Here is a 26,696-nt window from a genome sequence, read left to right as displayed (position 1 = left end):
TGTGACCGTGCGCGGTTGGGCCGGGCGTGACCCGGCCCTTGCCGCATCAGCTTTTCGGCGGCGGGTTCGACGGCGTATATTGCGCGCTGGGATCGTCCTTGGTCAGATCGCAGCCGGCATCGCCCAGCCAGTAAGGCTTGATGCCGTCCCATTTCTGCGGGAACTCGATCGAGTGGTCTGCCGTGACATGCGCCAGATGGATCGTGTGGGACACGTGCTGGCTTTTCGGGTCGATGCACATCTGGCCGCCGGGGCCCTCGACGCAGACATCGCCCGCGGCGATCACCTTGCGGATCTCGGCCAGATCGGTGGATTTCGCGCGTTCCACCAGCTGCTTATACAGATAGACCGCGGCGTAGGAGTTGCTGGCTTCCTGATTGATATAGGGCTCATTCGGGAACTTGGCGTGGAATTTCTCGACGAATTCCTTGCTGGCGGGGGTGTCCAGCTCCTCGATATAGTTCACGGTGACATACATGTCTTTCAGGCTGGGGGCCTTGAACCGCTTGTGTTCATAGCCCTGTCCCACGTTCACGGATGACGCCATGGGCAGGTTCACGTTCGCCGCCCCCGCCTGTTCGTAATAGGACGCCTGCGCCGTGCCGACCAGCAGCGTCACCACGAAGTCGGGCTTGGCCCCCTGAATGTTCTGGATCGTCTGCGAGAATTGCGACACGCCCAGCGGGATGAATTCCTCACCCACCATCTTGCCGCCGTTTTCCTCGACGATCTTGCGCACCCATTCGGCCGAGATCTGGCCGAAATTGTAATCGGCGGCGATGGTATAGACGTTCGGGCCGAATTTTTCGATCATATAGGGCAGCAGCGTGGAAAACTGCTGTTCCGGCACCGCGCCGGTCACGATCATGTTGGCGTCGCACACGCCGCCTTCATACTGGTTGTTGTAAAAGGCCAGCCCGTCGAACTGGTTCACGATCGGACGATACGCCTCGCGCGAGGCGGACGAGAATCCGGCAAAGACCGCATCCACCTTGTCGCGCTGCAAGACGCGGCGCATGAATTCCTGAAAGCGGGTATTGTCGGACTGGGTGTCGTATTCGACCAGTTCCAGCGGGCGACCGTCGATGCCGCCTGCGGCGTTGATTTCCTCGGCGGCCAGTTGGATCGCATGGACCTTGCCGATGGTCGCCAGGGCGAAATCGCCCGACTGATCCTCAAGCACGCCCAGCTTGATGGGCGTGGTATCCTGCGCCAGAACGGGGCTGGCGGCAGACAACAGCAATGCGAACGCCGAAACGGCGCCTGTCAGTTTCCGGGTCATTTCTCTCTCCAATGTTGGGGGGAACGGAGGGCTTGTGGCGCTATGCCTGCCTTCTTCTGTCGTTCGTCGAGGGGTCTTCGTCGTCGTCACCAGCCGCGTGCAGCGACTGGCAATAGGTTTCCACGCTGACACGGGCACGCATCGCCTCGCGCCGCAGCCGGTCATAGGCGGCATCGCCGTCCAGACCTTCGCGCTGGACCAGCCGGACGACCGCGCGCAGCACATGGGCGCGCTTGCGGCGACGGTCGTGCAATTCGTCCAGCATGGACTGCATCCGGGTCGTCAGGTTGAATTCATTGACCGCCAGAAACAGCGCGGAATAGACCGAGCCGCCATGAACGGGCTTGGGCAGAAACGACTTGGCCCCAAGCTGGGCCAGCGCCCGCAAGCGGCTGGGGGCCTCGGACCCGACCAGACCCACGACGGGGCAGGGCGGCGGGACTTCGGTGCCGTCGGGCGATGTCCAGCCATCGGGCAGCACCAGATCGCCGTCCAGCAGCAGGATGTCTCCGGTCCGGGCATCGGGCAGCACCAGCTGCTGACCTGGCTGGACCGGCACGATTTCGGGCACCAGCGCCAGCTTGGGCAGGATCGCCGTCAAGGTGGCGACCGACGGGCCCGGCGCCGCACAGACCAGCGCGCGCGAGCCACGGAAATTCTGAACGAAACGTGTCTGCTTCATCGCACAATCCTTAGGACAGGGCTGTTCAGCGCGGGTTCGGTTTCACGCGCCCAACCGACCAGATAGGGGTCGGGGCGCACGGGTTCGGCGGCTTCGCGCAGGATGTCGAACCCGAAATCCTTGCGCGACAATCCGATACGCGGCGTCAGATAGGCGTGCATGGTGCTGCCGTCGATCCAGACCCGGCCTTGCGGCGCATCTATTGCGCAATGCGGCACCGTCGCGCGCACGGCGACGACATCTGCAGACCCGGCCCGCGCCACCGCACGGGCCAGCAGATGAACGGCGATAAAGCTTGCCTCGGCCTCGGCGGAAACCGCGGGGCCATCGGGGAAGGCCGCGCGATAGGCCGCCGTGAATTCGGCGTTCCGCGCCCCCTGCAGCGAAGCGAAATAGACGCTGGAGCTGATCTGTCCATCCGCCGCGTCACTGCCGATTTCATGCAGTTCAGGTTCCGAAAGGTTGCAGCTGGCAACCGGCAGGATGCGGGGCTGATCAATGCCGCGTTCGGCGCAAGCCCGCCGCAAGCCACGGAAAAAAGCATAGGCCGACGAACCGATCAGCGCGTTGAACACATAATCGGGGCGCAATTCCAGCACTTCGTCGATATGCGCCGCCAGATCGGTTTCGCCGACGGGGACATAGCGTTCGGCAATAACCTCGCCTCCAAGGCGATTTACCCCCTCGCGCAGGACGCGAATGCTTTCCCAGGCCCATATGTAATTCGAGCCGATGCCATAAGCCCGCCGCCCAAAGCTGTTGAACAGATAATCGATCAGCGGCGTCAGGTGCTGATTTGGCGCAGCCCCGGTATAGATCACATTGGATGTGGTCTCGAACCCTTCGTAATGGCTGGGATACCAAAGCTGCGCATCGTGCTTTTCGATCAGGGGCAAAACCTCTTTGCGGCTGGACGAGGTATAGCAACCGCAGATATGGCGAATGCCCTGATCTATCAGGGATTTTGCGCCCGCCGCATATTCCTGCAAGACGCCTTTCGGATTGACCTGCACGGGACGCAGGCGCACCGCCGAACCGGGATCGGCATTGATCTGCGCGCAAGCCAGCATGGCCCCGTTCAAAAGGGTATGGGCGACCCGACCGTAAGGTCCATCCGTGGAAAACAGCAATCCCAGTGGAAGATCGATCAATGCCAAGTGTTCGCCCAAACAGAAAAGCCCCAAGGCATGAAATGCCAAGGGGCGCGGTTGCCGTGGATATGTTTCGCAGTTTGAATACACCTGTTGGGCCCATTTGCCCGGTGCTGACTTAAACGCTACTCGGGCGCTGGCCGTGCTGTCAATACTGCCGCACATCCGTTTGGGTTGTTGTTCGGAAAGCCTTTAAATTTGGCAGAGGTGCTGCCGTAATAATCTGGCGCGCTTGCCGCTTTGCGAAACGCTGCCCTATTCGACATCCGTGTTTCCATCAGAAATCCAAGGAAATCCGCATTGGGTCATTTTTGCGATTCCGCTGGGGACGCATTTCGAATGAATGATTGACTTATTTACCGACTGGTAAGTAAGCTGATTCCAAGGAGGCCATTCAATGAGTCGCTCGACCGCCATCAAGGATTTGCCCAGACCGGCAGACGGCAGTGATCGCGCCGATAACGTGCGCCGCATCATCTATCAGCGCGCGACCGATCTGTTCCTTGAAAAAGGCTTCACCAAGACCTCGATGAATGAAATCGCCGCCGCCTGCGGTGTTTCAAAGCCGGCCATCTATCATTATTTCCGCAATAAATCGGATCTGCTCAGCACGCTTTACGCCGACATCACCCGCGACTTTTTCACCGCCGTCGAAGCCATCGCGTTCGACAAGGGCAGCGCCGAGGAGCGGTTGCGGCGGCTGGTCCGGCACCAGACGATCTACAATATCGAACATCACCGCTTTCTGACGATCTTCTGGCGCGAACGCCACCTGATCGAGCCCGAGGACCGCAAGCGTCTGGCCGAACTGGAACGCGGATTCGAAAGCTGGGTCCAGCGCGTGCTGACCGAAGGACAGGCCACGGGCGAATTTCGCAGAAGCGATGTGGTTTCGGCCGCCTATGGAATTCTTGGGATGCTGTCCTCGGTCCATCGCTGGGCGCGATATGCGGACAGCTCGGCCGAGGCGATTGCCGATAATCTGGCCGATATGATCGTCGGCGGCCTGTTGGCCGGACAGGCGGCGGAAGGAACGACCTAGACGACGCATAAGGACTGCCGCAGCGGCAGACAAGCCACCAAGCTTCTGGGGAGGAGAGCGGTGACGAACGGACTGTTGGAAGGAAAGCGCATCGTCGTGACCGGCGGTGCCAGCGGCATCGGTCGCAGCGTGGCGCAGGTTTGCGCCAGCGCTGGCGCAAGGGTCGCGGTGGCCGATCTGGATCGCGGCCTTGCCGCCGCCGCCATCGCGGAACTGCCCGGCAGCGGCCATGTCGCGGTCGCGCTGGACGTGACCGACCCCGCGGTGGTCGACACGGCATTTGCCACCTGCGCCGCGGAACTGGGCGGCATCGACGGCGTGGTGAACTGCGCAGGCATCTGGAAACCGCGCGAGGACGGCCCGATCACCCGCGTCACCGACGAGACGTGGGACAAGATCATCGCCGTCAACCTGACCGGCACCTTCAACGTGTGCCGCGCCGCCGTGCGTGTCATGGAACCACAGGGCGCGGGCAGCATTGTCACCGTCGCCTCGGTCGTGGCGATCACCGGCTGGGAAAAGCTGAACGCCTATTCGGCGTCAAAGGGCGGGGTCTTATCCTTCAGCCGGGCGCTGGCCATCGAATGTGGCACCAAGGGGATCCGCGTGAACTGCATCTGCCCCGGCGTGATCGAGACGCCGATGACGGAAAAGGTGCTGGCCTATTCGCAGCCCACCGTCCTGCCCATCGGCAGGCTGGGTCGCCCCGAAGACATCGCGCGCACCGCTGCTTTCCTGTGCTCGGACTGGGCGGGTTTCACCACCGCCTCGACCGTGGTCGTCGATGGAGGCTTCAGTGCGGCCTGAGCTGGGCGGACTGCCTTTCCTTGTCGGCGACATCGTGACCGACAATGCCCGCTGGGCGCCCGACAGCCCGGCGCTGATCTTCAAGGGCCGGGTGCGCAACTGGGCCGAATTTGCCCGCGACTGCGACCTGATCGCGCAGGGGCTGGCGGCGCTTGGCGTGGTGCGCGGCAGCCGCGTTGCCGTTCTGGACCGCAACTCGGACGATTTCGTGCTGCTGGGCTATGCCTTGGCGCGGATGGGTGCGGTGCTGATCCCGGTCAACATGCACCTGCGGCCCGCCGAGCTATCCTATATCCTTGGCAATGCGCAGGCGCTGCTGCTGCTGACCAGCCCCGAATTCCTGCCCGCCGCGCATCAGGCGCTGGCCCCCATCCCCGATCCGCCGCGCATCCTTTTGCGGGGTGGCACTGCGCCGGACACCTTGCCTTGGGCGCAGGTCGCCGAAGGCGGCCCGCCCGGCTCACCCCCCGCGACCAGCGCGCCGGAAAGCGCCGACGATCCGCATCTGGTGCTTTACACCTCGGGGACGACGGGGCGGCCCAAGGGGGCGATCATCTCGCATCGCCGCACGGTGCTGGACGCGCTGGCGGTGCTGCCGGTCTTTGGCATCCGCCCGCATGAGCGGTTCTTTTGCTACATGCCGCTGTTTCACACCGGGGCATGGGATTATCTGAAGCTTTACTTCATGCAGCGCGGCGCCGCCGTGATTGCCGAGCGGTTCGAGGCCGAAACGGCGGTGCAGCAGATCGAAACCCACCGCTGCAACGGCATGTTCGGGGTGCCGCTGGTGCTGCGCCAGATGGTGGAATCGCAGGCGTGGCAGACGGCGGACATGTCGTCGATGCGGCTGATCGCATATGCGAATTACGACCCCTCGGCGCTGATCGTGCGTATCGTCGATGCGTTCCGGGCGCGCGGGGCGGTGGAACTGGGCATCGCCAACGCCTACGGTCTGACCGAGGGCGGCCCCTATATCTGCATCAACCGCCCCGACCGCGCGCTGGAAAAGCCGCTGTCCATCGGCCATCCGGTGCCCGGCGCGCAGGTGGCGCTGCTGGACGAACGCATGCAGCCCGTTCCGCCCGGCGAGTTGGGCGAGATATGCGTGCGCGGCCCGGCGTTGATGAGCGGCTATCTGAACCGCCCCGAAGCCACGGCCGAGGCTTTCGCAGGCGGCTGGCTGCACACCGGCGATCTGGGCCGCGTCGATGCGGACGGCTTTGTCCATCTGGTCGATCGCAAAAAGGACATGATCCGCTCGGGTGGGGAAAACATCTTCGCCAAAGAGGTCGAGCAGGTTCTGGTGACCCATCCTGCCGTGCGCGATTGCGCGGTGGTGGGCCTGCCCGATGACGATTACGGCGAAAGGGTCGTCGCGGTGGTCGTCCGCGAACCCGATGCCCCGGCGGTCAGCGCCGACGACCTGTCCAGCTTCGTCCGGGCGCGGCTGGCCGGGTTCAAGACACCCCGACAGGTGGTCTTTGTGGCGGAACTGCCCAAGACCCCGGCGGGCAAGATCAAGAAGCACGAAATCCGCAAGGCAATCGCGGCCGAAGCCCCGCAGGGGGCACGGGAACAGGTCGGACACAAGACCTGACGGGCCACGCGCCTTGCGACAACAACAACAGGGAGGAGAAAAGCCATGAAGGCTTTGAGGATGGCGGCTGTCTGCCTGACAGCCCTTGGACTGACCATGGCCCACGCTGCACCGGCGCTGACCGACGAGATACTGATCGGCGAATTGCACCCGCTGACCGGGCCTGCCAGTTTCTATGGCATCCCGGAATCGCGCGGCATTCAGCTTGCGGTCGAGGAAATCAACGCGGCAGGCGGCGTCAGGGTCGGGGACCAGTCCCAGATGCTGCGCCTGATGACCGAAGATGACCACTCGACCCCCACGGCGGGCGTGGCGGCGCTGAAAAAGCTGCGTGCGGCAGATGTGCGGTTCATCATCGGCCCCTTGGGCAGCGGTGTGGCGCCTGCGCTGTTTCCGATCATCGACCGCGACAGCGGCGTGACGCAGATCGTCGATGGCACGATCGCCGAGGGCGTGACCAACGGGCGCAACATCTTTCGTAATCAGGCAGCGGTCAGCCAGTATGACCTTGCCGTGGCGGACCTGTTCCGGTCCAAGAAATACGCATCCGTCGCGATGATGACCGACCGCTTTCACGCGGGCTTCATGGGCACGCAGCCCGCCTTGTCGGAAACGCTGAAATCCCTGAACGCGACCGTCGCCGCCGAGGAATATTACAAGCTGGGCGACACCGATTTCTCTGCCGCCATGACCAAGCTGGTCAGCCTGCAACCCGAGGTGCTGCTGATCCGCGGCTATCCGGCGGAAGGCGCGCTAATCACCCGGCAGGCCCGACAACTGGGATATGAGGGGCAGGTGGTCTGGGAAATGGTCTCGCCGCCCTCGACCGTGCTCAAGAACATCTCGGCTACGGAAATGGAGGGGGTCTATAACTGCATCCCGCCCACGACCGAGGATTATATCGCGCTGGGTCAGGACAAGGCGCTGGCCTTTGACAAGGCCTATCAGGCCAAGTTCGGCACAACGCCCGGCGAACTTTCGACGCTGAGCTATGATGCCGTCTACATTCTGAAAGCCGCCTTTGAAAAGGCAGGCTCGACCGAAAATGAGGCGGTGAATGCCGCGCTGGCCGCAATGCGCCCCGAAGACGTGCCGCAGCTGATTTCGGGCTATGTCGCGCATCAGGACGGACGGCTTTTCGACGATGTGGGGCAGGTCAACCTGCGCGGCGCGGTCAGCATCTGGCAGGGCGAGGGCTGGGTGCCCGTCCCCGATCTGGCCGGCTGAACGGGGTCAGGGGGGACCGAAACCATGCTGGACCTTTTCCTGCAGCAAACCGTGAACGGGCTGGCCCTTGGCAGCACCTATGCGCTGGTGGCGCTTGGCCTGACGCTGATCTTTGGCGTGCTGCTGATCCCGAACTTTGCCCATGGCGAATTCTACATGGTCGGTGCCTTCCTGACCTATGCGCTTGTCATGGCCGGGCTGAATTTCTGGCTGGCCATGGCCTTGGGGGCGCTGGCGGTGATCGCCCTGGGGTGCCTGATCGACCTTGTCGCCTTCCGCCCGCTGCGGGGAGCGCCGCCCCTGTCGCTGATGATCTCGGCGCTGGCGGCCTCGATCATCCTGCAGCAGACCGCGACGCTGATCTGGACCAGCGAGGCGCGCACCATCCCGACGCCGGTGACGGGCGTTCTGCGCACGCCGTTCTTTATCGTGACATGGATGCAGGTCGTGGTGATGGCCAGCCTGATCCTGTCGGTCGCGGCGATCTGGGCGATCCTGAACCGCACCCGGCTGGGGCTGGCGATCCGCGCCACGGCGCAGAACCACGACGCGGCGCTGCTGATGGGGATCAGCATGGTGCAGGTGCGGCTGGCGACCTTCGCCATCGGGGCCGCGCTTGGGGCGATTGCGGGCGCGCTGCTGGGCGCGACCTTTCCCATCTATCCGACCATGGGGGTCAACCCGGTCCTGAAGGCCTTCGTGGTGCTGGTCCTTGGCGGCATTGGCAGCCTGCGTGGCGCGGTGCTGGGCGGGCTGTTCCTTGGTCTGGTCGAGGTGATGGTGGCGGGCTACCTCTCCACCGAGTTGCAGGACATCGGTGCCTTCACGCTGCTGGTGCTGGTGCTGCTGATCCGCCCGCAGGGCTTTTTCGGCACGGCGCAGGTGGAACGCTGATGGCACGCATTCCCCATATCGCGCTGATCTCGGCGGTTGCATTCGCGGCAGCGGTGGCGGTGGCCACGCAGATGAACGATTACCTGCTATATGTCGTCATCCTGTGGGCGATATTCGCCAGCCTTGCGGTGTCATTCGACGTGCTGCTGGGCTATACAGGCTATCTGTCCCTCGCGCATGGCGCGCTGTTCGGATTAGGTGCCTATACGGGCGCCATCATGACCACGCGGGCCGGTGCCGGCTTCTGGCTGGCGCTGCCGGTCGCGGGGCTGGTCACGGCAGGCGTGGCGATGGTCGTGGCGCTGATCGCATTCCGCACGCGGGGGCTTTACTTCGCCGTGCTGACGCTGGGCATCGGTCTGATCGGGCACCAGATGTTTCTGGTGGCCAGCGGGTTGACCGGCGGCGTCCTTGGCTTTGCGGGCATTCCCGGACCGGGCGTGCCGTCATGGCTGCCCATCGACCAGAACCTGTGGAACACCTGCCTTGCGCTGGCGCTGCTGCTGGTCACGTTTCTGGCGGCGCAGGTCTTTGTCCGCTCACGCCTTGGGGCCGCCTGCATCGCGGTGCGCGAGGATATGACGCTGGCGCAGGCGCTTGGCATCGGCATTTCGCGGGCACGGCTGTCGGCCTTTATCTTCAGCGGGTTTTTCACCGGGCTGGCCGGGGCGCTGTTCGCCGCGATCAACAACTTTGTCGCGCCGGAAAGCTTTACCGTCCTTGGCACCGGGTTCCAGCTGGTCGCGCTGGTCGTGGTCGGCGGCATGGGCACGCTTTGGGGGCCGATCCTTGGCGCTGCGTTGCTGACCGCGCTGCCCGAGGCGCTGCGCATGGCCTCGGGCTACAGCATGTTGGCCTATGGGGTGCTGCTGCTGGTCTTTATCCTGTTTGCGCCCAAGGGCTTTGCCGGGCTGATCCAGCGCGGGGCAGCGGTCCTGCGCAGACCCGCCACGCGCAAGCTTTCCCCCACCAAAGAGGGCGTAAGATGAGCCTGCTGTCCCTTCACAACCTTGGTGTCCGCTTCGGTGGCCTGCGCGCCGTCAGCGATGTCAGCCTGACGGTGGAACAGGGCCAGATCTTCGGGCTGCTGGGGCCGAACGGCGCGGGCAAGACCACGCTGGTCAACATGATCTCGGGGCTGATCGCGCCGACCGAAGGCAGCATCACCTTTGCGGACGAGGCGGGCGGGCCTTGGCCCATTGATCAGGCGGTGCGGCGCGGCATCGTGCGCACCTTCCAGCAGACGCGGGCCTTTCTGGGGCTGACGGTGCGGGAAAACCTGCGCATCGCGGGGATCGCGGCGGCCAGCGCGCCGCCCACCGATGAACTGATCGCGGCATTTCATCTGGAACCGGTGCTGGACCGCCCGGCGGGCGATCTGAACTATGCGACCCTGCGCCATCTGGGCATCGCGCTGGCTTTGTCGCTGCGCCCGCGCCTGCTGCTGCTGGACGAACCCGCCGTCGGCCTGACCGGGGCCGAGGTGGATCGTCTGGCGCAGTTGATCCGCGACTGGAACGGGCGCGGCGTCACCGTGCTGCTGATCGAACACAACGTCCGTTTCCTGATGGCGCTGTCGCATCGCGTGGCCGTGCTGGACCGGGGGCGGCTGCTGTTTCAGGGCACGCCCGCCGAATGCCGCGCCAATCCGCAGGTCATCGACGTCTATCTGGGCAGGAGCGCCGAACATGCTTGAGATCAGCGATCTGCGTGCCGGTTATGGACGGATGGCGGTGCTGCACGGGCTGGACCTGACCGCCATGCCGGGCCGTCCCACCGTCGTCATGGGCGCGAACGGCGTTGGCAAGACCACCCTGTGCCGCGCCATCACCGGCCTGATCCCGGTCTGGAGCGGCGGCATCCGCCTTGACGGGCATGACATCACCTGCCTTAGCCCGGCCCAGCGTGTGCGGCGCGGCATCGCGCTGGTCCCCGAGGGGCGGCAGGTCTTTCCCGACATGACCGTGCGCGACAATTTGCGGCTGGGCGCCTATCTGCGCGGTGAACCCGGCCCCTCTGATCTTGAGCAGGTCGAGGCGCTGTTTCCCATTCTGGCCGACCGCCGCCGCCAGACCGCCGGGCTTTTGTCGGGCGGTGAACAGCAGATGCTGGCCTTGGCGCGCGCGCTGATGTCGCGTCCGCGCCTGCTGATCCTGGACGAACCCAGTCAGGGCCTTGCGCCCAAGGCCGTGGCGCAGGTCGCCGAGGCGGTGCAACGCATTTCCGAAAGCGGCGTCGCGATCCTGCTGGTCGAACAGAACATGACGCTGGCCGAGACGGTCGGGGAATGGGCGGTCGTGCTGCAGGGCGGCCGCGCCGAGGTCGAAGGACCGGCAAGCACGGTGCTGAAAAGCGGTGCCGTGGAAGCAAGCTATCTGGGACACTGAACGGAGACATCCATGACCTACGAAAACAAGTTCGTGAAAGTCAGCGTCGATCGCGGCCTTGCGGTCGTCACCATCGACCGCGCCCCCGCCAATGCCGTCAGCCTTGCGGTCTATGACGAATTGCGCCGCACCTTCCATCGTCTAGGCGAGGATCCCGCAATGCGCGTGGCCGTGCTGACCGGCGCGGGCCGCGTCTTTTGCGGCGGCAATGAGGTCAGCGATTTCGTCGATCTGGATTTTGACAATGCCACCGAATACCTCGCGCATGTCCGGCTGACCTTCAACGCGCTTTACGATTGCCCGATTCCGATCATCGCCGCGATCAATGGCGGCGCGGTGGGGACGGGGATCGTGCTGGCCTCGCTTTGCGACATCCGCATCGCATCCGAACGCGCGGTCTTTGCCCTGCCGGAAATCGATGTGGGCGTTCTGGGCGGGTCGCGCCATGTCATGCGGCTGGCCGGTCAGGGGATGACGCGGCTGATGATGTATACCGGGCGCCGCATCCCCGCCGATCAGGCGCTGCGCGCCCATATCGTCGATCAGGTCGTGCCGCCCGATCAGGTGCTGCCCACCGCCATGGCACTGGCCGAGGAGATCGCCTCGAAAAGTCCGCCTGCGATCCGTCTGGCCAAGCGCGGGCTGAACGTGACCGAGGCGATGAACCTGAAGGAGGGCTACGAATTCGAATGCACCCTGACCGCCGCCGTCCGCCGCACCGATGAGGCCCGCGAAGGGGCGCTGGCCTTTCTTGAGAAACGCCAGCCCGCCTATGCGGTGCGCTGATGTTCCGGGTCGAACGCCGGGATCAGGTGGCGGTCATTCATCTGGACAATCCCCCCGTCAACGCCGTCACATTCGATCGGTGGCGCGCATTGCCGCCGCTGATCGCCGGGCTGGAGCGCGAAGGCATCGGTGCCATGGTCTTTACCGGGCTGCCCCAGCGGCATTTTTGCGCCGGAAACGATTTCCGCGAATTTGCCGTGCTTTCGCCCGATGAAACGCTGCTCGGCACGGCTGCGGTGCGCGATGCGCTGCGGGCGGTCCGGGAATCCCCGATCATCGCGGTTGCGGCGCTGCACGGTGCCGCGATGGGGTCGGGGTTCATGCTGGCATGTGCCTGCGACATCCGGCTGGCCACGCCTGACGCCCGCCTTGGTCTGCCCGAAATCAAGGTCGGGGCCATCGGCGGCTATCGCATCGCGCGGGAAGTTCTGGGACAGGCCGAAGCGCGGGCCATGGTCCTGACCGGAGAGCCGATCTCGGGCGAACGCGCCCATCAGATCGGGCTGGTGCAGGCCATGGGTCCGACCGCCGATCAGGTTCTGGCGCAGGCGCTGGACATGGCCCTGCGCATGTCGCAACTGATCCGCGGCAGGCTGCGCGCCGAACTCAAGGCGTGCATGAATGCGCAAGACGGTCAGTCATTGTGGCAAAGCTATGATCTTGAACGGGAACTGGCCGCCAGAACCATGGGCGCCGCCGCCCCGGCCCGGTCCTGAGCCCAAGGCGTGGGCCAATAGTCCCGCCGCAAGGCGGTGGGCAAGGACGGGCGCGACCGGCCCGTCCTTGCGGGTGATTATGCGGCCTTGCTGTCGATCAGCTTTTCGTCCCGCAGCAGTTTTTCGATCCGGGCCGATTGCGCCGCCGTCAACGGCCATGCCGCAGGGGGGCGGGCATGGCCGCAATCGTTGCCCAGCATCGCCAGCGCAGCTTTCACGCCGGTGACGTTGGTGCCGTTCATTTCCTCGGCCCGGACTTCCTCAAAGGCGCTCATGCGCCGGATCAGGGCGGCTGCGGCGACATAATCGCCCTTGTCCAACGCGGCGTGGATTGCCACCGAATGTTCGGGCCAGACGTTGATCAGCCCCGAGGTAAAGCCGCGCGCGCCCACGGCATAAAGCGGCGGTGCCCAGGTCTCGGCCAATCCGCCGACCCAGACGATCGAGGGGTCGGTGTTCTGGATCGCCTCGGCCAGCTTCATCGGATTGGGCGTGGCCCATTTCACGCCGACCACGCCGTCCAGTGCGCAGATGGACTGGATCGCCTTAAGGCCGATCGCGTCATTGCGCAGGTAAAGCACCATCGGCAGCCCGCCCGAGGCGTCATGCACGCGTTTGACGTAATCTTCGATCCCGCGCGGCGCGACAAAGGGATCCGGCGGCTGGTGGATCATCAGCGCATCCGCGCCCGCCTTGGCCGAGGTGGCGGCCAGACGGCAGGCATCCTTGATCGACCGCCCGATCCCGGCCAGCAGGGGCACACGGCCCGCGATCTGCTGGGCGGCGGCGGTCACGGCGCGCTCGGCCTCATCCGTGGTCAGGGCATAGAATTCGCCGGTATTGCCGTTCGACACCAGAATATGCACGCCCGCATTCACCGCCCGATCGACCACCGGCTTCAGGCGCGGCATGTCCAGTTCGTCATTCGCGTCGAACGGGGTCGCAAGGATGCCTGAAATCCCGGTCAGCGCCTTGCGCAAACGGTCGAGTGTCATGGTCAAATCTCCTGTTCAGTTCGTTTCGGCAAGGATTTCGGGAAAGAACATGTCCTGAAGCGTTTCGGGACGTTTGGGGATCAGGCCGGTATCGGCCATGTATTGCACCACTTCCAGCGTGCCCTGTGGCTTGGTCGAAAAGATGGTGCCGCGATCCTTCAGCAATGCCACGACATCCTGCTTGTCCAGCTTGTCGCCGCTGATCTGCAGATACAGTTCCGCGGCGCGTTCGGGGTCTGCCGCGATCATGGCATTCGCTTCGTTCAGGGCCGCGATGATGGCCTGAACCGCGACGGGATTGGCGTCGTGATAGGCGGTCTGGGCGAACATCACGTTGCTGTTCAGGGGGGCGTCGAACAGTTCGTTGCTGTCCATCACCTTGTGAATGCGCGGATCCTTCATCGCGATGATCGAATAGGGCGGGGTCGAGAAGTGGGTGTTCACCTCGTGCTGCGGATTAAGCAAAGCCTGCAGCGCGTCGGAATGGCCCAGCTGCACGGTCTGTTCGTCCAGCTTGTTGCGCGCCTCGGGGCCGTGCAGCTTGGCCAGCGCCATCGACAGCATCACCGCCTGGTTCGAAACCTTGACCGTCGGCACCGCGATGCGGTCGCTGGATTTGAAATCATCCAGCGTTTTCACATCCGGGTTGCGCGTCAGCAGCGGCAACGCCACGCCACCGACACCGGCGACGCCCTTGACCTTGCCGCCGGTGCGCGCCCAGATCACCCCGAAATTGGTCAGCCCGACGCTGACGAATTCGACATTGCCGGAAATCATCGCATCGACCGCCGCACCGCCATTGGCAAAGGTCAGCCAATTCGCGGTCAGGTCAGGTTCGCCCAAGGCGGCGGCGTGCTTTTCAAACAGCTTGTCGTGTTCCACCAACATCGAAGGCAGGTTGTTGACCTGCAACTGTTTGGCAAAGCGGACTTCTTCGGCCCCGGCGGCGCCCGAAGTCAGGCCCGCCGCAATCGCCACGGCCGCAAGGCGCATCACGAATTTCATTGTCTCTCTCTCCCTTGATGGCGCAAAGCGGTCAGCTTTGGACGCCCCATTTCTGGATGGTGTGGCGTTCGATGGTGCGAAAGATCAGGTTTTCGACCACCAGACCGATCACGATGACGGTCAGCAGCCCCGCGAACACCGCCGGAATGTCCAGCACGTTGCGGTTTTCAAAAATATACCAGCCTAGGCCGCCCTGACCCGAACTGACGCCAAAGACCAGTTCGGCAGCGATCAGCGTGCGCCATGCAAAGGCCCAGCCGATCTTCAGCCCGGTCAGGATTGTCGGGAACGCGGCGGGGACCAGAATGCGGAACACATAGCGCAGCCCGCGCAGGCCGTAATTCTGCCCGACCATCCGCAAGGTCTGCGACACCGAGCGAAAGCCCGAATGCGTGTTCAGCGCCACGGCCCACAAGACCGAATGGACCAGCACGAACACAAGGCTCCCGACGCCCAGACCGAACCAGATCAGCGCCAGCGGCAGCAGCGCGATGGCGGGCAGCGGGTTAAAGGTTGCGGTCAGCGTCTCCAGCAGGTCGGTGCCCAGACGGGTGTTGATCGCGACGATGGTCAGCACGGATGCCAGCGCCACACCCACGCCATAGCCGATCAGCAGCACCTTGAGCGATGCGGCGATGCGCGCCAGCAGCGTCCCATCCCCGATCGATCGCCACAGCGCCGACAGCGTGTCGGTCAGCGTGGGAAACAGCAGCTGATTGTCCAGCCGCACGGCATAGACCTGCCAGATCACAAGCAGGGCCAGCAGGATGCCGGTCTTGCGCACCGCGCCGTTCTGCCACAGGGCCTGCAGCGGGCTGATCCGAATGGCAAGGTCTTCGTCGGTCTGGTCCGTGTGATCGGCCCTCATCAGGATATTGGCGGGCATGTCAGTGATCCTCGGGTTCGTCTGCAAACAGCAGGTCGTGAATTTCGCGTTCCAGCCGCGCGGCCGATCCGTCGGCGGCGCTGACATCATCCACGCCCTCGACCTCGGCCTTGACGCGGCCGGGATGGGGCGACAGCAGCAGGATGCGATTGCCGATCTTGATCGCCTCGGCAATGGAATGGGTGACGAACAGCACGGTAAAGCGCGTCTCGTCCCACAGGCGCAGCAATTCGTCCTGACAGGTGCGGCGCGTCAGCGCGTCCAGCGCGGCAAAGGGTTCGTCCATCAGCAGCACGTCCGGCTCCATCGCCATGCCGCGTGCGATAGAGACGCGCTGTTTCATGCCGCCCGACAGCATATGCGGGTAATTGTCGATGGCGCGGGTCAGGCCGACCTTTTCGATGTAATGGCGGGCCTTAGCCTCGGCTTCCTTGGGCGACAGCTTGCCGGTGACCAGTTGCGGGAACATGACGTTGCCCAGCACGGTCTTCCACGGCAGAAGCTGGTCGAATTCCTGAAACACCATCATGCGGTCGGCGCCCGGTGCCTTGACCTGACGTCCGCCGACGGTGATGCGGCCTTCCTCGGGCGTCAGATAGCCGCCCACGGCTTTCAGCAGCGTGGATTTTCCACAGCCCGACGGACCCAGCAGCACAAAACGGTCGCCGCTATTGACCGAGAAGCTGACATTGCGCGTCGCGGTGATCTTGGCCTTTTCGGTGCGATAGCGCAGCGTCACGTTTTCGACGGCGACCAGTGGCGTGCCCGGTTCATGCGGCGTCGCGCGCGGACGCGCGGGCATGGTCAATGCATTCATGCCATTCTCCTCCCATTCGGTTGCGGCTGGCGCGGGCCGACCTGTGCGGCCCGCGCGCGCCGATCAGTCGTTCAGCGTGATCGTCTGGCTGGCCACGGTATTGCGACGGATCAGGTCGGTGTCGTATTCGACGCCGATGCCCGGTCCCTGCGGCACATACATCGTGCTGTCCGAGCCGATGCTGGACACATCGTCGGAATATCCGCAGGTATAGATTGCGGGCGACGGGTCCGACATGGCGGGCGAGACGTTGGCGACTTCATACATCGCCGTCTGCTGCATCGCGGCGATCAGGTGACGGTGGACCGGGCTGGGGCCATGCATTTCGACGGTGGTGCCGACGGATTCCGCGAAATGGATCGTCTTCAGTGCGCCGGTGATGCCCAGATCGTAATGCACGTCATGGCGCAGCAGATCGGTGCCGCCGTTCAGGAAGAAGTCGGCCTTGGCTTCGGGGGCGGTGACGTGTTCGGTCTGCAGGATGGCGATGTCCAGCGCCTCGCGCAGGGCCTTGTGTTGGGCGATGCCGACGCCCAGCGGACGCAGCGGATCCTCGAACCAGCGGAAACCGGCGTCCTGACAGGCGCGGCCGACAAAGATCGCGTCGTGGATGCTGTCAAAGACGCAGGCCGGGTCCAGCATCAGTTCGGACCGTTCGCCCAGCGTCTTGCGCATATGGGCGACGTTTTCCGCCTCTTCCCACTTGTCGCCTTCGTGCCAGGAATGCATCTTGAAGCCGGAAAACCCCTTTTCCTTCAGGCTCAGGAAAAAGTCGCTGACGGCTTCCTTGTTGGGCAGGTTGTCCAGCCGGTCGCCATTGTGGCACGAGACATAGGCCCGCACGCGGTCACGATGCCCGCCCAGCATCTTGGTCAGGCTGGCACCATAAGCCTTGCCCGCCAGATCCCACAGCGCAATATCGACAAATGACAGGCCATAGGCGTTGCCGGGGCGGCTGGCGCGACGGGCCGAGCGCCAGATCAGTTCGCGTTCGTGCCATTTGTTCCCCAGCGCGATCCGGCCCGCGACCACCGCCTGATCAAAGCTGCCGGTGGTGGCAAGGTTCGCATATTCCCCGACATGGCCGTCGGCGGTGTGAATGCGCACCATCAGGACCGGGCGCTTGTAAAGTGCGCCGGGCGTATAGACCATCGAGCCCGCCACCACGTTCGAGCTGTAGTTGCGCGCGAAATTCGGCACCTCGACGGTGAATGTCGAAACCTCGACCCGTTCGATCACCGCGCCTGCGGCGATGTCGGGTTGCATATCACTGTCCTTGGGCTGAACGACCATTCCATTCTCCTCCGATCCCTGAAGCGGGATATTTGCTTTGTTAATCGGCACTTGGCCGTCAGATGACTGGGCCTATGACCCAGGGGGCGAATTCCGGCGCGCCGAAATCCTGTTCCTCGCTTTTCGAGCGGTGGCCGCCGGCCGTGGCCAGCAGCCGGTCGAAAATACGCTTGCCGCAATCCGCGACAGACTCCTCGCCGTCCAGGATCGTGCCGCAATTGATGTCCATGTCATCGGCCATGTGGCGATACATGGGGCTGTTCGTCGCCAGCTTGACCGTGGGCACGGGCTTCGATCCAAAGACGCTGCCGCGTCCGGTGGTGAAAGCCACGACATTGGCGCCGGACGCGATCTGCCCGGTCACCTGCACCGGGTCGTAGCCCGGCCCGTCCATGAACACCAAGCCGCGCATCGTGGCGGGTTCGGCATATTCGATGACCTGTTCCAGATTGGTGCGACCGGCCTTGGCGATGGCGCCCAGCGATTTTTCGATGATCGTGGTCAGGCCGCCCGCCTTGTTGCCCGGCGTCGGGTTGGCGTTCAGCGACACGCCATGCGCGGCGGCATAGCTTTCCCACCAGCGGATGCGGTCAACCAGCCTTTCGCCGACCGCCTGTGTCGCGGCGCGGCGGGTCAGCAGGTGTTCGGCGCCAAAGGTTTCCGGCGTTTCCGACAGGATCACCGTGCCGCCATGACGCACCACCAGATCGCTGGCCGCGCCAAGCGCCGGATTGGCCGTGATCCCCGAATAGCTGTCCGAGCCACCGCAGATCAGCGCCACCTTGAGTTCGCTGGCGGGAACCCATTCGCGGTTGACGGCATTCGGCTCGGCCAGAATGGCGCGGATGTCCTCGACCGCGCGGGCGATGGTCTTGCGCGCGCCGCCTTCGCCCTGAATCGTCAGCCGCCGCAAGGCCGGGTTGCCGCCGTCGAACAGCCCGCCGACCTGATTGACCTCGCAACCAAGGCCCAGCACGATCACATGCGAGAAATTCGGATGGCGCGCATATCCCTCCAGCGTGCGGCGCAGCAGTTGCAGCGGCTCTCCCGCGCTCATGCCGCAGCCGGTCTTGTGGGTCAGCGCCACGACGCCATCGACATTGGGGAATTCGGCAAGGGGATCATATCCCGCCATCTCGTTACGCTCGAACGCGCGGGCCACGGACAGCGCGACATGGGCCGAACAGTTCACTGTGGTCAGGATGCCCACGTAATTGCGGGTGCCGACCCGCCCATCGGGGCGACGATAGCCCAGAAACCCGCGCCCCGTCAGATGCGGGGCGGGCGATTGGCGATCCGCGCCGATGGCGTGGTCGCGGGTGAATTCGCCCAAGCCCAGATTGTGTTCATGCACATGCGCCCCGACCGCGATCGGCGCCGAGGCGAAGCCGATGATCTGGCCATAGCGCAGGATCTTGTCGCCCGCCGCATGGGGCTTCAGCGCGACCTTGTGACCGGCCGGAACCCGCGATGCGACGACCAGCCCGCCTTGCAATGCCGTTCCGGCTGCAATCTCGTGCCGCGCGATCCCGACCGAGTCGTCGGGGTGCAGCACGATCAGCGGCTGGTCGATGATAGTGGCTCGTGTATCTGGCATGTTCGCTTCGCCTGGTCTTCTCATGGCCAAGACGTAGCGGCTGCGATCAATTCAAGTCCAATTTTCCTTCTCTATTGAATGATACCATAAACGCATCAGTCTTGCGGCAGGCTTGCGCCGAACTCCTTCAGCAGTTCGTCGCGCACCCGCATGACGGCGGCGGCGGGCGACAGGGCGCGGCTCCATCCCAGATAATATTCGCTGATCGCGTGGCTGGGCAGTTCGATGGGGCGCAGCACGACGTTCGGAAACAGGATATGGCGCGAGGAATCGGGGACAAGCGCGATACCCTCGGAGGCATTGACCAGCGACAAAAGCGTGATGCTTTGCCCCAGGAACTGCACGAAATTCGGCCTGACCCCTTCGGTCAGGAACATGCTGTTCAGCATTTCGTAGCTATACCAGCCGTTTGACGGGGCATACATGATGAAGTCCTGCCCGTGCAGATCCTGCAGGCTGAACTGCGGCTTGTCCGCCATGGGATGATCGCGGGGCAGGGCCAGCACATAAGGTTCGCGCACGATGCGCGACACATGCAGTCGGCTCGTGTCGCGCGGCAGGCGCATCAGGCCCAGATCGATCTGTCCCGCAGGCAGGGCTTCGGCCTGATCTATCGTCAGCATCTCGCGCAGGACCAGATCGACACCGGGCAGGCTTTTGCGGACCGCCGCGATGACGACCGGCAACAGCCCCAGCGCGACAACGGGCACGAACCCAAGGATGACGCTACCCTCTTGTCCCGACTGCGCGCGCCGTGCCGAAAGCGCCGCCGCTTCGGCCCGGCGCAGCAAGTCCTGCGCTTCGGGCAAAAAACGTCGCCCCGCCTCGGTCAGGCGGATCGCGCGGCCGCTGCGGTCGAACAATTCGACGCCGATGTCGCGTTCAAGCAGCTGGATTTGCCGGGTCAGCGGCGGCTGCGTCATGTTCAGTGTCTCTGCCGCGCGGCGAAAGCTCATCTCGGTGGCGATGGCGACGAAGCTGCGCAGCTGGTTCAGTTCGAACATGGACCCCCCTTCGAACGATCAATGCAAATTTTGTATCATTTGCATCATGTAAAGCAATGGACCTGAAATCAGTGGTGCGCCTAGATATGGTCGAAGCTTTGGGGTGATCACCATGCCAAAGCGCCGCGCCGGGAGGGGTGCGGCCTTTTCGGGGCAGGTCTGAATGCCCATGGGGGAGTATGACATGATGCAATTGAATTTGCGCGGGGCGACGGCGATCGGCCTCGTGCTGGGCGCGCTGTCGCTGGCACCGGCCTTCGCACAGGATGCGGCAAAAATCACGATCGTGCTTCCCGAGGAGCCGCCATCGCTGGAGCCTTGCGACGCCAAGCATTCCAGCATCGGTCGCGTGGTGATCCGCAATATCACCGAACCGCTGACCATGCTGGACCCGCAATCGGGCGAAGTGGTGCCGATGCTGGCGACCGAATGGCAGCAGGTCGATGCCGACACCTGGCGTTTCAAGCTGCGTCAGGGCGTTACCTTTTCGGACGGCACGCCTTTCGATGCCAAGGCGGTGATCGCGGCATTCAAGCGGCTGGACCGCACAGATGTGGTCTGCAACACCAAGCAGCAGACGATGGGCGGCGTCGATCTGACCGTGACCGAAATCGACCCGCATGAGGTCGAGATCACGTCCTCGAAACCCTCGCCGATCCTGCCGACGATGATCACGGTGGTGCAGATGTCCGCGCCGTCGATGGACATGAACGGTGCCAGCCGCCAACCCGTGGGCACCGGCCCCTATAAGTTCCAAAGCTGGCAGCCGGGGCAGCAGATCACGCTGGCCCGCCGCGATGATTACTGGGGCGATGCGCCGGTCATCACCGATGCCAGCTTCGTCTGGCGTTCGGAATCCGCCGTCCGCGCCGCCATGGTCGCGCAGGGCGAGGCGGATGTCGCGCTGATCATCGCTGAAACCGACGCGACCGATCCCAAGATGGATTACGCCTATCCCAATGGCGAAACGACCCGTCTGCGCATCGCGACCAATGTGCCGCCGCTGAACGATGTGCGCGTGCGCAAGGCGCTGAACATGGCGCTGGATCTTGATGCGCTAAAACCCATCGTCGGGGACGAAGTGACGCGCGCCGAACAGCTTGTGCCACAGAACACCGACGGTTTCGACGCCGGGCTGAAGCCCTATCCCTATGATCCGGCGGGCGCCAGGGCATTGCTGGACGAAGCCCGCGCCGAAGGTGTGCCGGTCGATACCCAGATCGACATCATCGGGCGGGACGGCATCTATGTCGGTGCCGCCGAGATGTTGCAGGCGATGCAGGCCATGTGGGCCGAGGTCGGGCTGAACGTGAATATCCGCATGTTCGATACCGGCAACTGGCTGCGTTACCAGAACCGCCCATTTCCCGAACCCGACGCGCCGCTGCTGGGGCAGGATCAGCATGACAACCTGCTGGGCGATGCCAGCTTCACGCTGTTCAACAAGTATCACAGCAACGGCGTCAACTCGATGCTGTGGGACGATCAGGTCGATCAGCTGATCATCAAGGGCGAAAACGCCACCGGGGCCGAACGCACGCAGGCTTTCCAGCAGGCATTCCGGCGCATCCACGACGATCTGGCCGCCGATATCTTCATGTATCACATGGTGGGCTATACCCGTGTCGGCCCCCGCATCGACTGGAAACCGACCATCGCCACCAATAGCGAGATCGCGATTTCCGAGATGAAGCTGGCGAAGTGATTTCGCCCCGGCCGCGCGCACCCCGCGCGGCCCGCAAGGGAGGCCATCATGGCAATCTTTCGAAGATCCTTCCTGACGCTGGTTTCGCTGCTTGTGTTGCTGATCCTGGTGTTCTTTCTGTCGCGTCTGACGGGCGACCCGTCCTATCTGTTCCTGCCCGTCAACGCCACGCCCGAGGCCCGCGCGGCATTCGCGCAGGCGAACGGCTTTGACCAGCCGCTGGTCACGCAGTTCATCACCTATGTGCAGAACATGCTGACCGGGGATTTCGGCACGTCGCTGCGCCAACAGCGCCCGGCCATCGACATCGCGCTTGAGGCGTTTCCGATCACGCTGAAACTGGCGGGCGTCACGCTGGCCATCGCCATCGCGGGCGCGCTGGTCATGGGGTCGCTTGCGGCATGGAAACCGCGCGGGCTGGTGGACCGGACGGTGGGGCTGACCTCGCTTGCGGGGGCCTCGGCGCCGGATTTCTGGGTGGCGATCACGCTGGTGCTGATCTTTTCGGTCAGCCTTGGCATCCTGCCCACGTCGGGGATGGGCGGGATCGCCTATTGGATCCTGCCGGTGATCGTGCTGGGCCTGCGCCCCTTTGGCTTGCTGGTGCAGGTGGTGCGGGGTGCGATGATTGCCGCGCTGTCATCGCCCTATGTCAAGACCGCGCGCGCCAAGGGCGCGTCCGAGACGCGGGTGATCTTTGTCCATGCGCTGCGCAATTCGATGTTGCCGGTCATCACCGTCGCGGGCGACATCGCCGCAAGCCTGATGAATGGCGCGGTCATCGTCGAAACCATCTTCGGCTGGCCCGGCATCGGCGGCGTGATGATCAATGCCATCCTGCAACGCGACTTCGCCGTGATCCAGGCGACCATTCTGGTCACCGCCATCGCGATCCTGATCCTGAACATCGTCGTGGACCTTCTCTACGGCGTCCTTGACCCAAGGGTGCGCGCAGCATGAGCCAGATCGACCATTCATCGACCCCGCTGGCACGCCCGGCCAAGGGCCGCGGCACGATGCGCATCCTGCGCGCATTGGTGCAGGACCGCGCAGCGATGATCGCCGCCTGCTTTCTGGTGCTGCTGATCCTGTCCGCGACGCTGGGGGCCAGCTTGCTTGCCAGCCACGCCTCGGGCGTCAACATGGCCATGCGCAACGCGCCGCCGCAGCTTTCGGGCGGCTGGGCCTATCTTCTGGGCGGCGACAATCTGGGCCGCAGCCTGCTGGCGCGGCTGGTCGTCGGATCGCGCACCACGCTGGGGATCGCGGCATCTGCCGTCATCTGCTCGATGGTGATCGGCGCGACGCTGGGGCTGATCGCCGGCCTGCGGTCGGGGATCGTGGGCGACGTCATCATGCGCGTCACCGATGTGATCATGTCCTTTCCGGCACTGCTGACCGCGCTGATCGTGCTGTATCTGCTGGGGCCCAGCGTTGCGAACCTGGTGCTGGTTCTGGCGATCACCCGCATCCCCGTCTATCTGCGCACCGTCCGCGCCGAGGTGCTGGAAATCCGCCGCAGGCCCTTTGTGAACGCCGCGCGCTCGATGGGTGCGTCGGAATTCTGGGTGGTGCGCCACCACCTGCTGCCGCTGATCCTGCCGACGCTGCTGACCATCGCCTCGGTCGATTTCGCGGCTGTCATCATCGCGGAATCGGGCCTGTCCTTCCTTGGGCTTGGCATCCAGCCCCCGACATTCACCTGGGGCGCCATGGTCGCGACGGGCCGGGCCTATCTGACACAGGCTTGGTGGGTCACGTTCTTTCCGGGCCTTGCGATCATGCTGACCACGCTGTCGCTGACGCTTTTGTCGAACTGGCTGCGGCTGGTGACCGATCCCAACCAACGCTGGCGCTTTGCGAAAGGTGGAAAATGAACATGGCATCCGATCCCACCCCCCTGCTGCGCGTCGAGGGGCTGCGCGTCAGCTTCACCTCGGATGACGGGCGCGTCACGGCCGTCGAAGATGTCGGTTTCGACATCATGCGCGGCGAAACCCTTGTGATCCTTGGCGAATCCGGGTCTGGCAAAAGCGTCAGCGCCTCGGTCATCATGGATATCCTTGACCGCCCCGCAGGCCGGGTCGAGGCGGGCAGGGTCCGGCTGGGCGACACCGATCTGCTGGCCCTGCCGCGCGCAAAGCGGCGGGCCATCAACGGGGCGCGGCTGGCGATGATCTTTCAGGATCCGCTGTCCTATCTGAACCCCGCCTATAGCATCGGCTGGCAGATCGCCGAGACGCTGCGCATCCACGCCACGCCCGGCATCAATCCCAAGGCGCGCACGGTCGAACTGCTGACCCGCGTGGGCATTCCCGACCCGGAACAGCGCCAGCACTGGTTTCCGCACCAGTTTTCCGGCGGGCAGCGGCAAAGGGTGATGATCGCCATGGCCTTGGCGCTGTCGCCCGAACTGCTGATCGCGGATGAACCGACCACCGCGCTGGACGTGACGGTGCAGCGCCAGATTCTGGATCTGCTGAAGGAATTGCAGGCCGAAACCGGCATGTCGATCCTGATGATCACGCATGACCTGTCGGTCGCCGCCCGCATGGCGGACCGCGCCATTGTCATGCGGCGTGGGCGCGTCGTGGAAACCGGGCGGCTGGACCGCATCGCCGCCAGTCCCAGCCACCCCTATACGCGCGAATTGCTATCCGCGATTCCGCGTCTGGAAAGCGACAAGCGCGGCGGCAAGTCGCCCACCACAGACGGGCCGCCGCTGCTGGAGGTGCGCGATCTGTGCAAGGATTATCACGTCGCAGGCAGGGGGTTCGGGTCCGCGCGCGCGATGCGGGCGCTGAACGGTGTGGGCTTCACGCTGATGCCGGGCACGGTTCTGGGCGTCGTGGGGGAATCGGGGTCCGGGAAATCCACGCTGGCGCGGGTGCTGATGCGGCTGGAAAGCGTGACCTCGGGTCAGGCGCTATATGGCGGGCAGGACATCCTGAAACTGCAGGGCTCTGCGCTGAACCGTTTCCGCCGCGAGGTGCAGATGGTGTTTCAGGATCCCTTCGGCTCGTTGAACCCGACGATGGAGATCGAGCGCATCATCTGTGAACCGCTGGCGCTGCATCCCGACATTCTGCCGCGCCGCCAATGGCGTGACCGCGCCGCCGAATTGCTGGAGATGGTCGGGCTGGAGCCTGCGCATCTGTCGCGGCTGCCGCACCAGTTTTCCGGCGGCCAGCGTCAGCGTATCGCCATCGCGCGGGCGCTGGCACTGAACCCCCGCCTGATCATCTGCGACGAGGCGGTATCAGCGCTGGACGTGTCCATTCAGGCGCAGGTGATCGAGCTGCTGGCCGATCTGCGCCGCAAGCTGGGTCTGTCCTTCATCTTCATCACCCATGACCTGCCGGTCGTGCGCAGCTTTGCCGATGATATTCTGGTGATGAAAGGCGGCGCCGTCGTCGAGGCGGGCGATACCGACACGCTGTTTGCCAACCCCTCCCATCCCTATACGCGCGATCTTCTGTCCGCCTCGGCCATCCCGGAATGGATGTCGCAGGCGGTGCGCGCGTCCATTGCCTGAAGGATCAGCCATGCCCCTATTCGCACATGACGAACTGCGCATTCTTGCCCGCGATCTGCTGGTTGCCGCAGGTCTGCCCCAGCCCCGCGCCGCCGCCATGGCCGATGTGATGGTGACCACCGACCTGATGGGGCACCGCACCCACGGCATCGCCTTTCTGCCCAGCTATCTGGACCGGGTGCAATCCGGCGTCATCGCGCAAAGCGGCGAAATTCAGGTAATCTCGGAAAGCCCGGCGCATCTGGCCTGGCACACGCCGCGCCTGCCCGGCGCATGGGTCATGCAAGAAGCCATCGCAGCCTTGCTGGGCAAGCTGGAAACCCAGCCCGTCGTCACCGCGACCATCGCCAATTGTTCGCATATCGGCAGCCTGCAGACCTATCTGAAGGACATAGGCGAGCGGAAATTTCTGGCGCAGCTGATGGTCACCGATCCCGGCGTCATCTCGGTCGCGCCCTTTGGCGGGGCGGATCCGGTGCTGACTTCGAACCCGATTGCGGCGGCCATCCCGACGCATGATCAGCCCATCCTGATAGATCAAAGCACGTCGCTGGTGTCGAATGCGATGATCGCGGGCTATGGCCGCCGGGGCGAAGCCTTGCCGGGCGACTGGATTCTGGACGGGCAGGGGCAGCCGTCGCGCGATGCCGCCGTGATGGAACAGGATCCGCCGGGCACGATCCTGCCGCTGGGCGGGCTGGATTTCGGCTATAAGGGCTTTGGCTTCGGCCTGATGGTCGAGGCATGGGGGCTGGCGCTGTCCGGCCACGGGCGGCGCACGCCACAGGCGCGGGGCGGGCAGGGCGTCTGTCTGCAGATCATCGACTCCGCCGCCTTTGCCGGGCGCGAGGCGTTTCTGGACGAAACGACCGAACTCGTGCGCCGTTGCCATGCCTCGCGGCCCAGCGGATCGCAGCCGGTGCGGTTGCCGGGTGAACGCGCCTATGCGGAACATGCCCGTCAAATGGCCGAAGGGATCGAGATTTCCGAGGCACTGGCACAGACCTTGCGGGACCGCTCGAAAGCTGCGGGCATTACGCCACCTGCCGCGTTTTCCCGCGCCGCCTGACCCGCGCCGTTCTGGATCAGCACGGGTCGCGCCGCCGCGAATTTTGCCTGCCAAGGCATGGCCGCGCGACCGGGCTGGCATCCATGTCTTTGCTAAAGAAAGGTTTTTTATGTTGGATCGTGAAACATACACCCCGCACGGCAAGCATCTGATCGCGGGTTCCTGGGTTGGGGGCGGCGCGACATTTGCGTCTGAGCCGGCCTCTGGCCCATCGCACCC

Annotated in this window: 25 protein-coding genes; 15 read left to right on the top strand and 10 right to left on the bottom strand. The window is 64.3% G+C overall.

What is annotated here, in order from left to right; all coding sequences use genetic code 11:
• Nucleotides 1–46 precede the first annotated feature (46 nt).
• From FN835_RS16960 to FN835_RS16950, 3 genes are read right to left on the bottom strand one after another with little or no spacing between them, the layout of a single operon-like run.
• Nucleotides 47–1,282, bottom strand: coding sequence for an urea ABC transporter substrate-binding protein (locus FN835_RS16960; RefSeq protein ID WP_142664422.1), 1,236 nt, complete (start codon nucleotides 1,280–1,282; stop codon nucleotides 47–49).
• A 40-nt stretch (nucleotides 1,283–1,322) separates the two neighbouring features.
• Entirely contained in the window at nucleotides 1,323–1,964 is a 642-nt protein-coding gene (locus FN835_RS16955) for an ANTAR domain-containing response regulator (RefSeq protein ID WP_142664421.1), read from the bottom strand.
• Nucleotides 1,961–3,115, bottom strand: a complete 1,155-nt coding sequence (locus FN835_RS16950; protein ID WP_221930461.1) for a transporter substrate-binding domain-containing protein — start codon at nucleotides 3,113–3,115, stop codon at nucleotides 1,961–1,963. The genes FN835_RS16955 and FN835_RS16950 overlap by 4 nt, the downstream gene beginning before the upstream one ends.
• A gap of 397 nt (nucleotides 3,116–3,512) precedes the next feature.
• Here FN835_RS16950 and FN835_RS16945 point away from each other — a divergent pair, with 397 nt between their 5' ends.
• From FN835_RS16945 to FN835_RS16900, 10 genes are read left to right on the top strand one after another with little or no spacing between them, the layout of a single operon-like run.
• Nucleotides 3,513–4,157 carry a TetR/AcrR family transcriptional regulator gene (locus tag FN835_RS16945; RefSeq protein ID WP_142664419.1) on the top strand — a complete coding sequence of 215 codons (645 nt, stop codon included), beginning with the start codon at nucleotides 3,513–3,515 and terminating at the stop codon, nucleotides 4,155–4,157.
• A 60-nt stretch (nucleotides 4,158–4,217) separates the two neighbouring features.
• A complete protein-coding gene (locus tag FN835_RS16940; RefSeq protein WP_142664418.1) occupies nucleotides 4,218–4,964 on the top strand; it encodes an SDR family NAD(P)-dependent oxidoreductase in 747 nt (248 codons plus the stop codon).
• Nucleotides 4,954–6,561 carry a class I adenylate-forming enzyme family protein gene (locus tag FN835_RS16935; RefSeq protein ID WP_142664417.1) on the top strand — a complete coding sequence of 536 codons (1,608 nt, stop codon included), beginning with the start codon at nucleotides 4,954–4,956 and terminating at the stop codon, nucleotides 6,559–6,561. Before FN835_RS16940 ends, FN835_RS16935 begins: the two co-directional genes overlap by 11 nt.
• A 45-nt stretch (nucleotides 6,562–6,606) precedes the next feature.
• A complete protein-coding gene (locus FN835_RS16930; protein ID WP_246098783.1) occupies nucleotides 6,607–7,788 on the top strand; it encodes an ABC transporter substrate-binding protein in 1,182 nt (393 codons plus the stop codon).
• Nucleotides 7,789–7,812: 24 nt separating this feature from the next.
• Nucleotides 7,813–8,682: a branched-chain amino acid ABC transporter permease gene (locus FN835_RS16925; protein ID WP_142664416.1), complete on the top strand. Its 870-nt coding sequence runs from the start codon at nucleotides 7,813–7,815 to the stop codon at nucleotides 8,680–8,682.
• Nucleotides 8,682–9,671: a branched-chain amino acid ABC transporter permease gene (locus tag FN835_RS16920; RefSeq protein ID WP_142664415.1), complete on the top strand. Its 990-nt coding sequence runs from the start codon at nucleotides 8,682–8,684 to the stop codon at nucleotides 9,669–9,671. Before FN835_RS16925 ends, FN835_RS16920 begins: the two co-directional genes overlap by 1 nt.
• On the top strand, nucleotides 9,668–10,378 hold the full coding sequence (locus tag FN835_RS16915; RefSeq protein ID WP_142664414.1) for an ABC transporter ATP-binding protein: 711 nt from the start codon (nucleotides 9,668–9,670) through the stop codon (nucleotides 10,376–10,378). Before FN835_RS16920 ends, FN835_RS16915 begins: the two co-directional genes overlap by 4 nt.
• A complete protein-coding gene (locus tag FN835_RS16910; protein WP_142664413.1) occupies nucleotides 10,371–11,069 on the top strand; it encodes an ABC transporter ATP-binding protein in 699 nt (232 codons plus the stop codon). The genes FN835_RS16915 and FN835_RS16910 overlap by 8 nt, the downstream gene beginning before the upstream one ends.
• A gap of 12 nt (nucleotides 11,070–11,081) precedes the next feature.
• Complete coding sequence (locus FN835_RS16905; RefSeq protein ID WP_142664412.1) at nucleotides 11,082–11,855, top strand: enoyl-CoA hydratase-related protein; 774 nt, start codon at nucleotides 11,082–11,084, stop codon at nucleotides 11,853–11,855.
• Complete coding sequence (locus FN835_RS16900; RefSeq protein WP_142664411.1) at nucleotides 11,855–12,571, top strand: enoyl-CoA hydratase/isomerase family protein; 717 nt, start codon at nucleotides 11,855–11,857, stop codon at nucleotides 12,569–12,571. Before FN835_RS16905 ends, FN835_RS16900 begins: the two co-directional genes overlap by 1 nt.
• Nucleotides 12,572–12,648: 77 nt before the next feature.
• Here the strand turns inward: FN835_RS16900 and FN835_RS16895 are convergent, their stop codons facing one another.
• The 7 genes from FN835_RS16895 to FN835_RS16865 all read right to left on the bottom strand — a co-directional run bounded on the left by FN835_RS16895 (nucleotide 12,649) and on the right by FN835_RS16865 (nucleotide 20,168).
• Nucleotides 12,649–13,566, bottom strand: coding sequence for a dihydrodipicolinate synthase family protein (locus tag FN835_RS16895; RefSeq protein WP_142664410.1), 918 nt, complete (start codon nucleotides 13,564–13,566; stop codon nucleotides 12,649–12,651).
• A 15-nt stretch (nucleotides 13,567–13,581) separates the two neighbouring features.
• Nucleotides 13,582–14,571, bottom strand: coding sequence for an ABC transporter substrate-binding protein (locus tag FN835_RS16890; RefSeq protein WP_142664409.1), 990 nt, complete (start codon nucleotides 14,569–14,571; stop codon nucleotides 13,582–13,584).
• A 31-nt stretch (nucleotides 14,572–14,602) separates the two neighbouring features.
• Nucleotides 14,603–15,457: an ABC transporter permease gene (locus FN835_RS16885; protein ID WP_142664408.1), complete on the bottom strand. Its 855-nt coding sequence runs from the start codon at nucleotides 15,455–15,457 to the stop codon at nucleotides 14,603–14,605.
• Between the two features lies 1 nt (nucleotide 15,458).
• Nucleotides 15,459–16,274, bottom strand: a complete 816-nt coding sequence (locus FN835_RS16880; protein WP_246098782.1) for an ABC transporter ATP-binding protein — start codon at nucleotides 16,272–16,274, stop codon at nucleotides 15,459–15,461.
• A gap of 63 nt (nucleotides 16,275–16,337) precedes the next feature.
• Nucleotides 16,338–17,540 carry an enolase C-terminal domain-like protein gene (locus tag FN835_RS16875; RefSeq protein ID WP_142664407.1) on the bottom strand — a complete coding sequence of 401 codons (1,203 nt, stop codon included), beginning with the start codon at nucleotides 17,538–17,540 and terminating at the stop codon, nucleotides 16,338–16,340.
• Between the two features lie 85 nt (nucleotides 17,541–17,625).
• Nucleotides 17,626–19,164: a UxaA family hydrolase gene (locus tag FN835_RS16870; RefSeq protein ID WP_221930460.1), complete on the bottom strand. Its 1,539-nt coding sequence runs from the start codon at nucleotides 19,162–19,164 to the stop codon at nucleotides 17,626–17,628.
• 95 nt (nucleotides 19,165–19,259) lie between these two features.
• Nucleotides 19,260–20,168, bottom strand: coding sequence for a LysR family transcriptional regulator (locus FN835_RS16865; RefSeq protein WP_142664406.1), 909 nt, complete (start codon nucleotides 20,166–20,168; stop codon nucleotides 19,260–19,262).
• A gap of 184 nt (nucleotides 20,169–20,352) precedes the next feature.
• Between FN835_RS16865 and FN835_RS16860 the strand changes: the two genes are divergently transcribed.
• From FN835_RS16860 to FN835_RS16840, 5 genes are read left to right on the top strand one after another with little or no spacing between them, the layout of a single operon-like run.
• Nucleotides 20,353–21,873: an ABC transporter substrate-binding protein gene (locus tag FN835_RS16860; RefSeq protein WP_185958729.1), complete on the top strand. Its 1,521-nt coding sequence runs from the start codon at nucleotides 20,353–20,355 to the stop codon at nucleotides 21,871–21,873.
• A gap of 48 nt (nucleotides 21,874–21,921) precedes the next feature.
• A complete protein-coding gene (locus FN835_RS16855; RefSeq protein WP_142664404.1) occupies nucleotides 21,922–22,833 on the top strand; it encodes an ABC transporter permease in 912 nt (303 codons plus the stop codon).
• Nucleotides 22,830–23,750 carry an ABC transporter permease gene (locus FN835_RS16850; RefSeq protein ID WP_142664403.1) on the top strand — a complete coding sequence of 307 codons (921 nt, stop codon included), beginning with the start codon at nucleotides 22,830–22,832 and terminating at the stop codon, nucleotides 23,748–23,750. The genes FN835_RS16855 and FN835_RS16850 overlap by 4 nt, the downstream gene beginning before the upstream one ends.
• A 2-nt stretch (nucleotides 23,751–23,752) precedes the next feature.
• Nucleotides 23,753–25,408, top strand: a complete 1,656-nt coding sequence (locus FN835_RS16845; protein ID WP_142664402.1) for an ABC transporter ATP-binding protein — start codon at nucleotides 23,753–23,755, stop codon at nucleotides 25,406–25,408.
• Nucleotides 25,409–25,418: 10 nt separating this feature from the next.
• Nucleotides 25,419–26,477, top strand: a complete 1,059-nt coding sequence (locus tag FN835_RS16840) for an Ldh family oxidoreductase (protein ID WP_142664401.1) — start codon at nucleotides 25,419–25,421, stop codon at nucleotides 26,475–26,477.
• Nucleotides 26,478–26,696 lie beyond the last annotated feature (219 nt).

Origin of the sequence: Paracoccus laeviglucosivorans, from assembly GCF_900182695.1 — a bacterium.
In the GTDB taxonomy this organism is placed as follows: domain Bacteria; phylum Pseudomonadota; class Alphaproteobacteria; order Rhodobacterales; family Rhodobacteraceae; genus Paracoccus; species Paracoccus laeviglucosivorans.
This window is presented reverse-complemented; position numbering and strand designations above follow the sequence as displayed.

Bases quoted from the DNA above. Each gene is read 5' to 3' on its own strand.
- FN835_RS16860 (WP_185958729.1), top strand. From the start codon at position 20,353: ATGATGCAATTGAATTTGCGCGGGGCGACGGCGATCGGCCTCGTGCTG.
- FN835_RS16925 (WP_142664416.1), top strand. From the start codon at position 7,813: ATGCTGGACCTTTTCCTGCAGCAAACCGTGAACGGGCTGGCCCTTGGC.
- FN835_RS16920 (WP_142664415.1), top strand. From the start codon at position 8,682: ATGGCACGCATTCCCCATATCGCGCTGATCTCGGCGGTTGCATTCGCG.
- FN835_RS16910 (WP_142664413.1), top strand. From the start codon at position 10,371: ATGCTTGAGATCAGCGATCTGCGTGCCGGTTATGGACGGATGGCGGTG.
- FN835_RS16880 (WP_246098782.1), bottom strand. From the start codon at position 16,274: ATGAATGCATTGACCATGCCCGCGCGTCCGCGCGCGACGCCGCATGAA.
- FN835_RS16870 (WP_221930460.1), bottom strand. From the start codon at position 19,164: ATGCCAGATACACGAGCCACTATCATCGACCAGCCGCTGATCGTGCTG.
- FN835_RS16895 (WP_142664410.1), bottom strand. From the start codon at position 13,566: ATGACACTCGACCGTTTGCGCAAGGCGCTGACCGGGATTTCAGGCATC.
- FN835_RS16945 (WP_142664419.1), top strand. From the start codon at position 3,513: ATGAGTCGCTCGACCGCCATCAAGGATTTGCCCAGACCGGCAGACGGC.
- FN835_RS16915 (WP_142664414.1), top strand. From the start codon at position 9,668: ATGAGCCTGCTGTCCCTTCACAACCTTGGTGTCCGCTTCGGTGGCCTG.
- FN835_RS16865 (WP_142664406.1), bottom strand. From the start codon at position 20,168: ATGTTCGAACTGAACCAGCTGCGCAGCTTCGTCGCCATCGCCACCGAG.
- FN835_RS16845 (WP_142664402.1), top strand. From the start codon at position 23,753: ATGGCATCCGATCCCACCCCCCTGCTGCGCGTCGAGGGGCTGCGCGTC.
- FN835_RS16960 (WP_142664422.1), bottom strand. From the start codon at position 1,282: ATGACCCGGAAACTGACAGGCGCCGTTTCGGCGTTCGCATTGCTGTTG.
- FN835_RS16900 (WP_142664411.1), top strand. From the start codon at position 11,855: ATGTTCCGGGTCGAACGCCGGGATCAGGTGGCGGTCATTCATCTGGAC.
- FN835_RS16905 (WP_142664412.1), top strand. From the start codon at position 11,082: ATGACCTACGAAAACAAGTTCGTGAAAGTCAGCGTCGATCGCGGCCTT.
- FN835_RS16890 (WP_142664409.1), bottom strand. From the start codon at position 14,571: ATGAAATTCGTGATGCGCCTTGCGGCCGTGGCGATTGCGGCGGGCCTG.
- FN835_RS16930 (WP_246098783.1), top strand. From the start codon at position 6,607: ATGAAGGCTTTGAGGATGGCGGCTGTCTGCCTGACAGCCCTTGGACTG.
- FN835_RS16885 (WP_142664408.1), bottom strand. From the start codon at position 15,457: ATGCCCGCCAATATCCTGATGAGGGCCGATCACACGGACCAGACCGAC.
- FN835_RS16855 (WP_142664404.1), top strand. From the start codon at position 21,922: ATGGCAATCTTTCGAAGATCCTTCCTGACGCTGGTTTCGCTGCTTGTG.
- FN835_RS16875 (WP_142664407.1), bottom strand. From the start codon at position 17,540: ATGCAACCCGACATCGCCGCAGGCGCGGTGATCGAACGGGTCGAGGTT.
- FN835_RS16850 (WP_142664403.1), top strand. From the start codon at position 22,830: ATGAGCCAGATCGACCATTCATCGACCCCGCTGGCACGCCCGGCCAAG.
- FN835_RS16955 (WP_142664421.1), bottom strand. From the start codon at position 1,964: ATGAAGCAGACACGTTTCGTTCAGAATTTCCGTGGCTCGCGCGCGCTG.
- FN835_RS16840 (WP_142664401.1), top strand. From the start codon at position 25,419: ATGCCCCTATTCGCACATGACGAACTGCGCATTCTTGCCCGCGATCTG.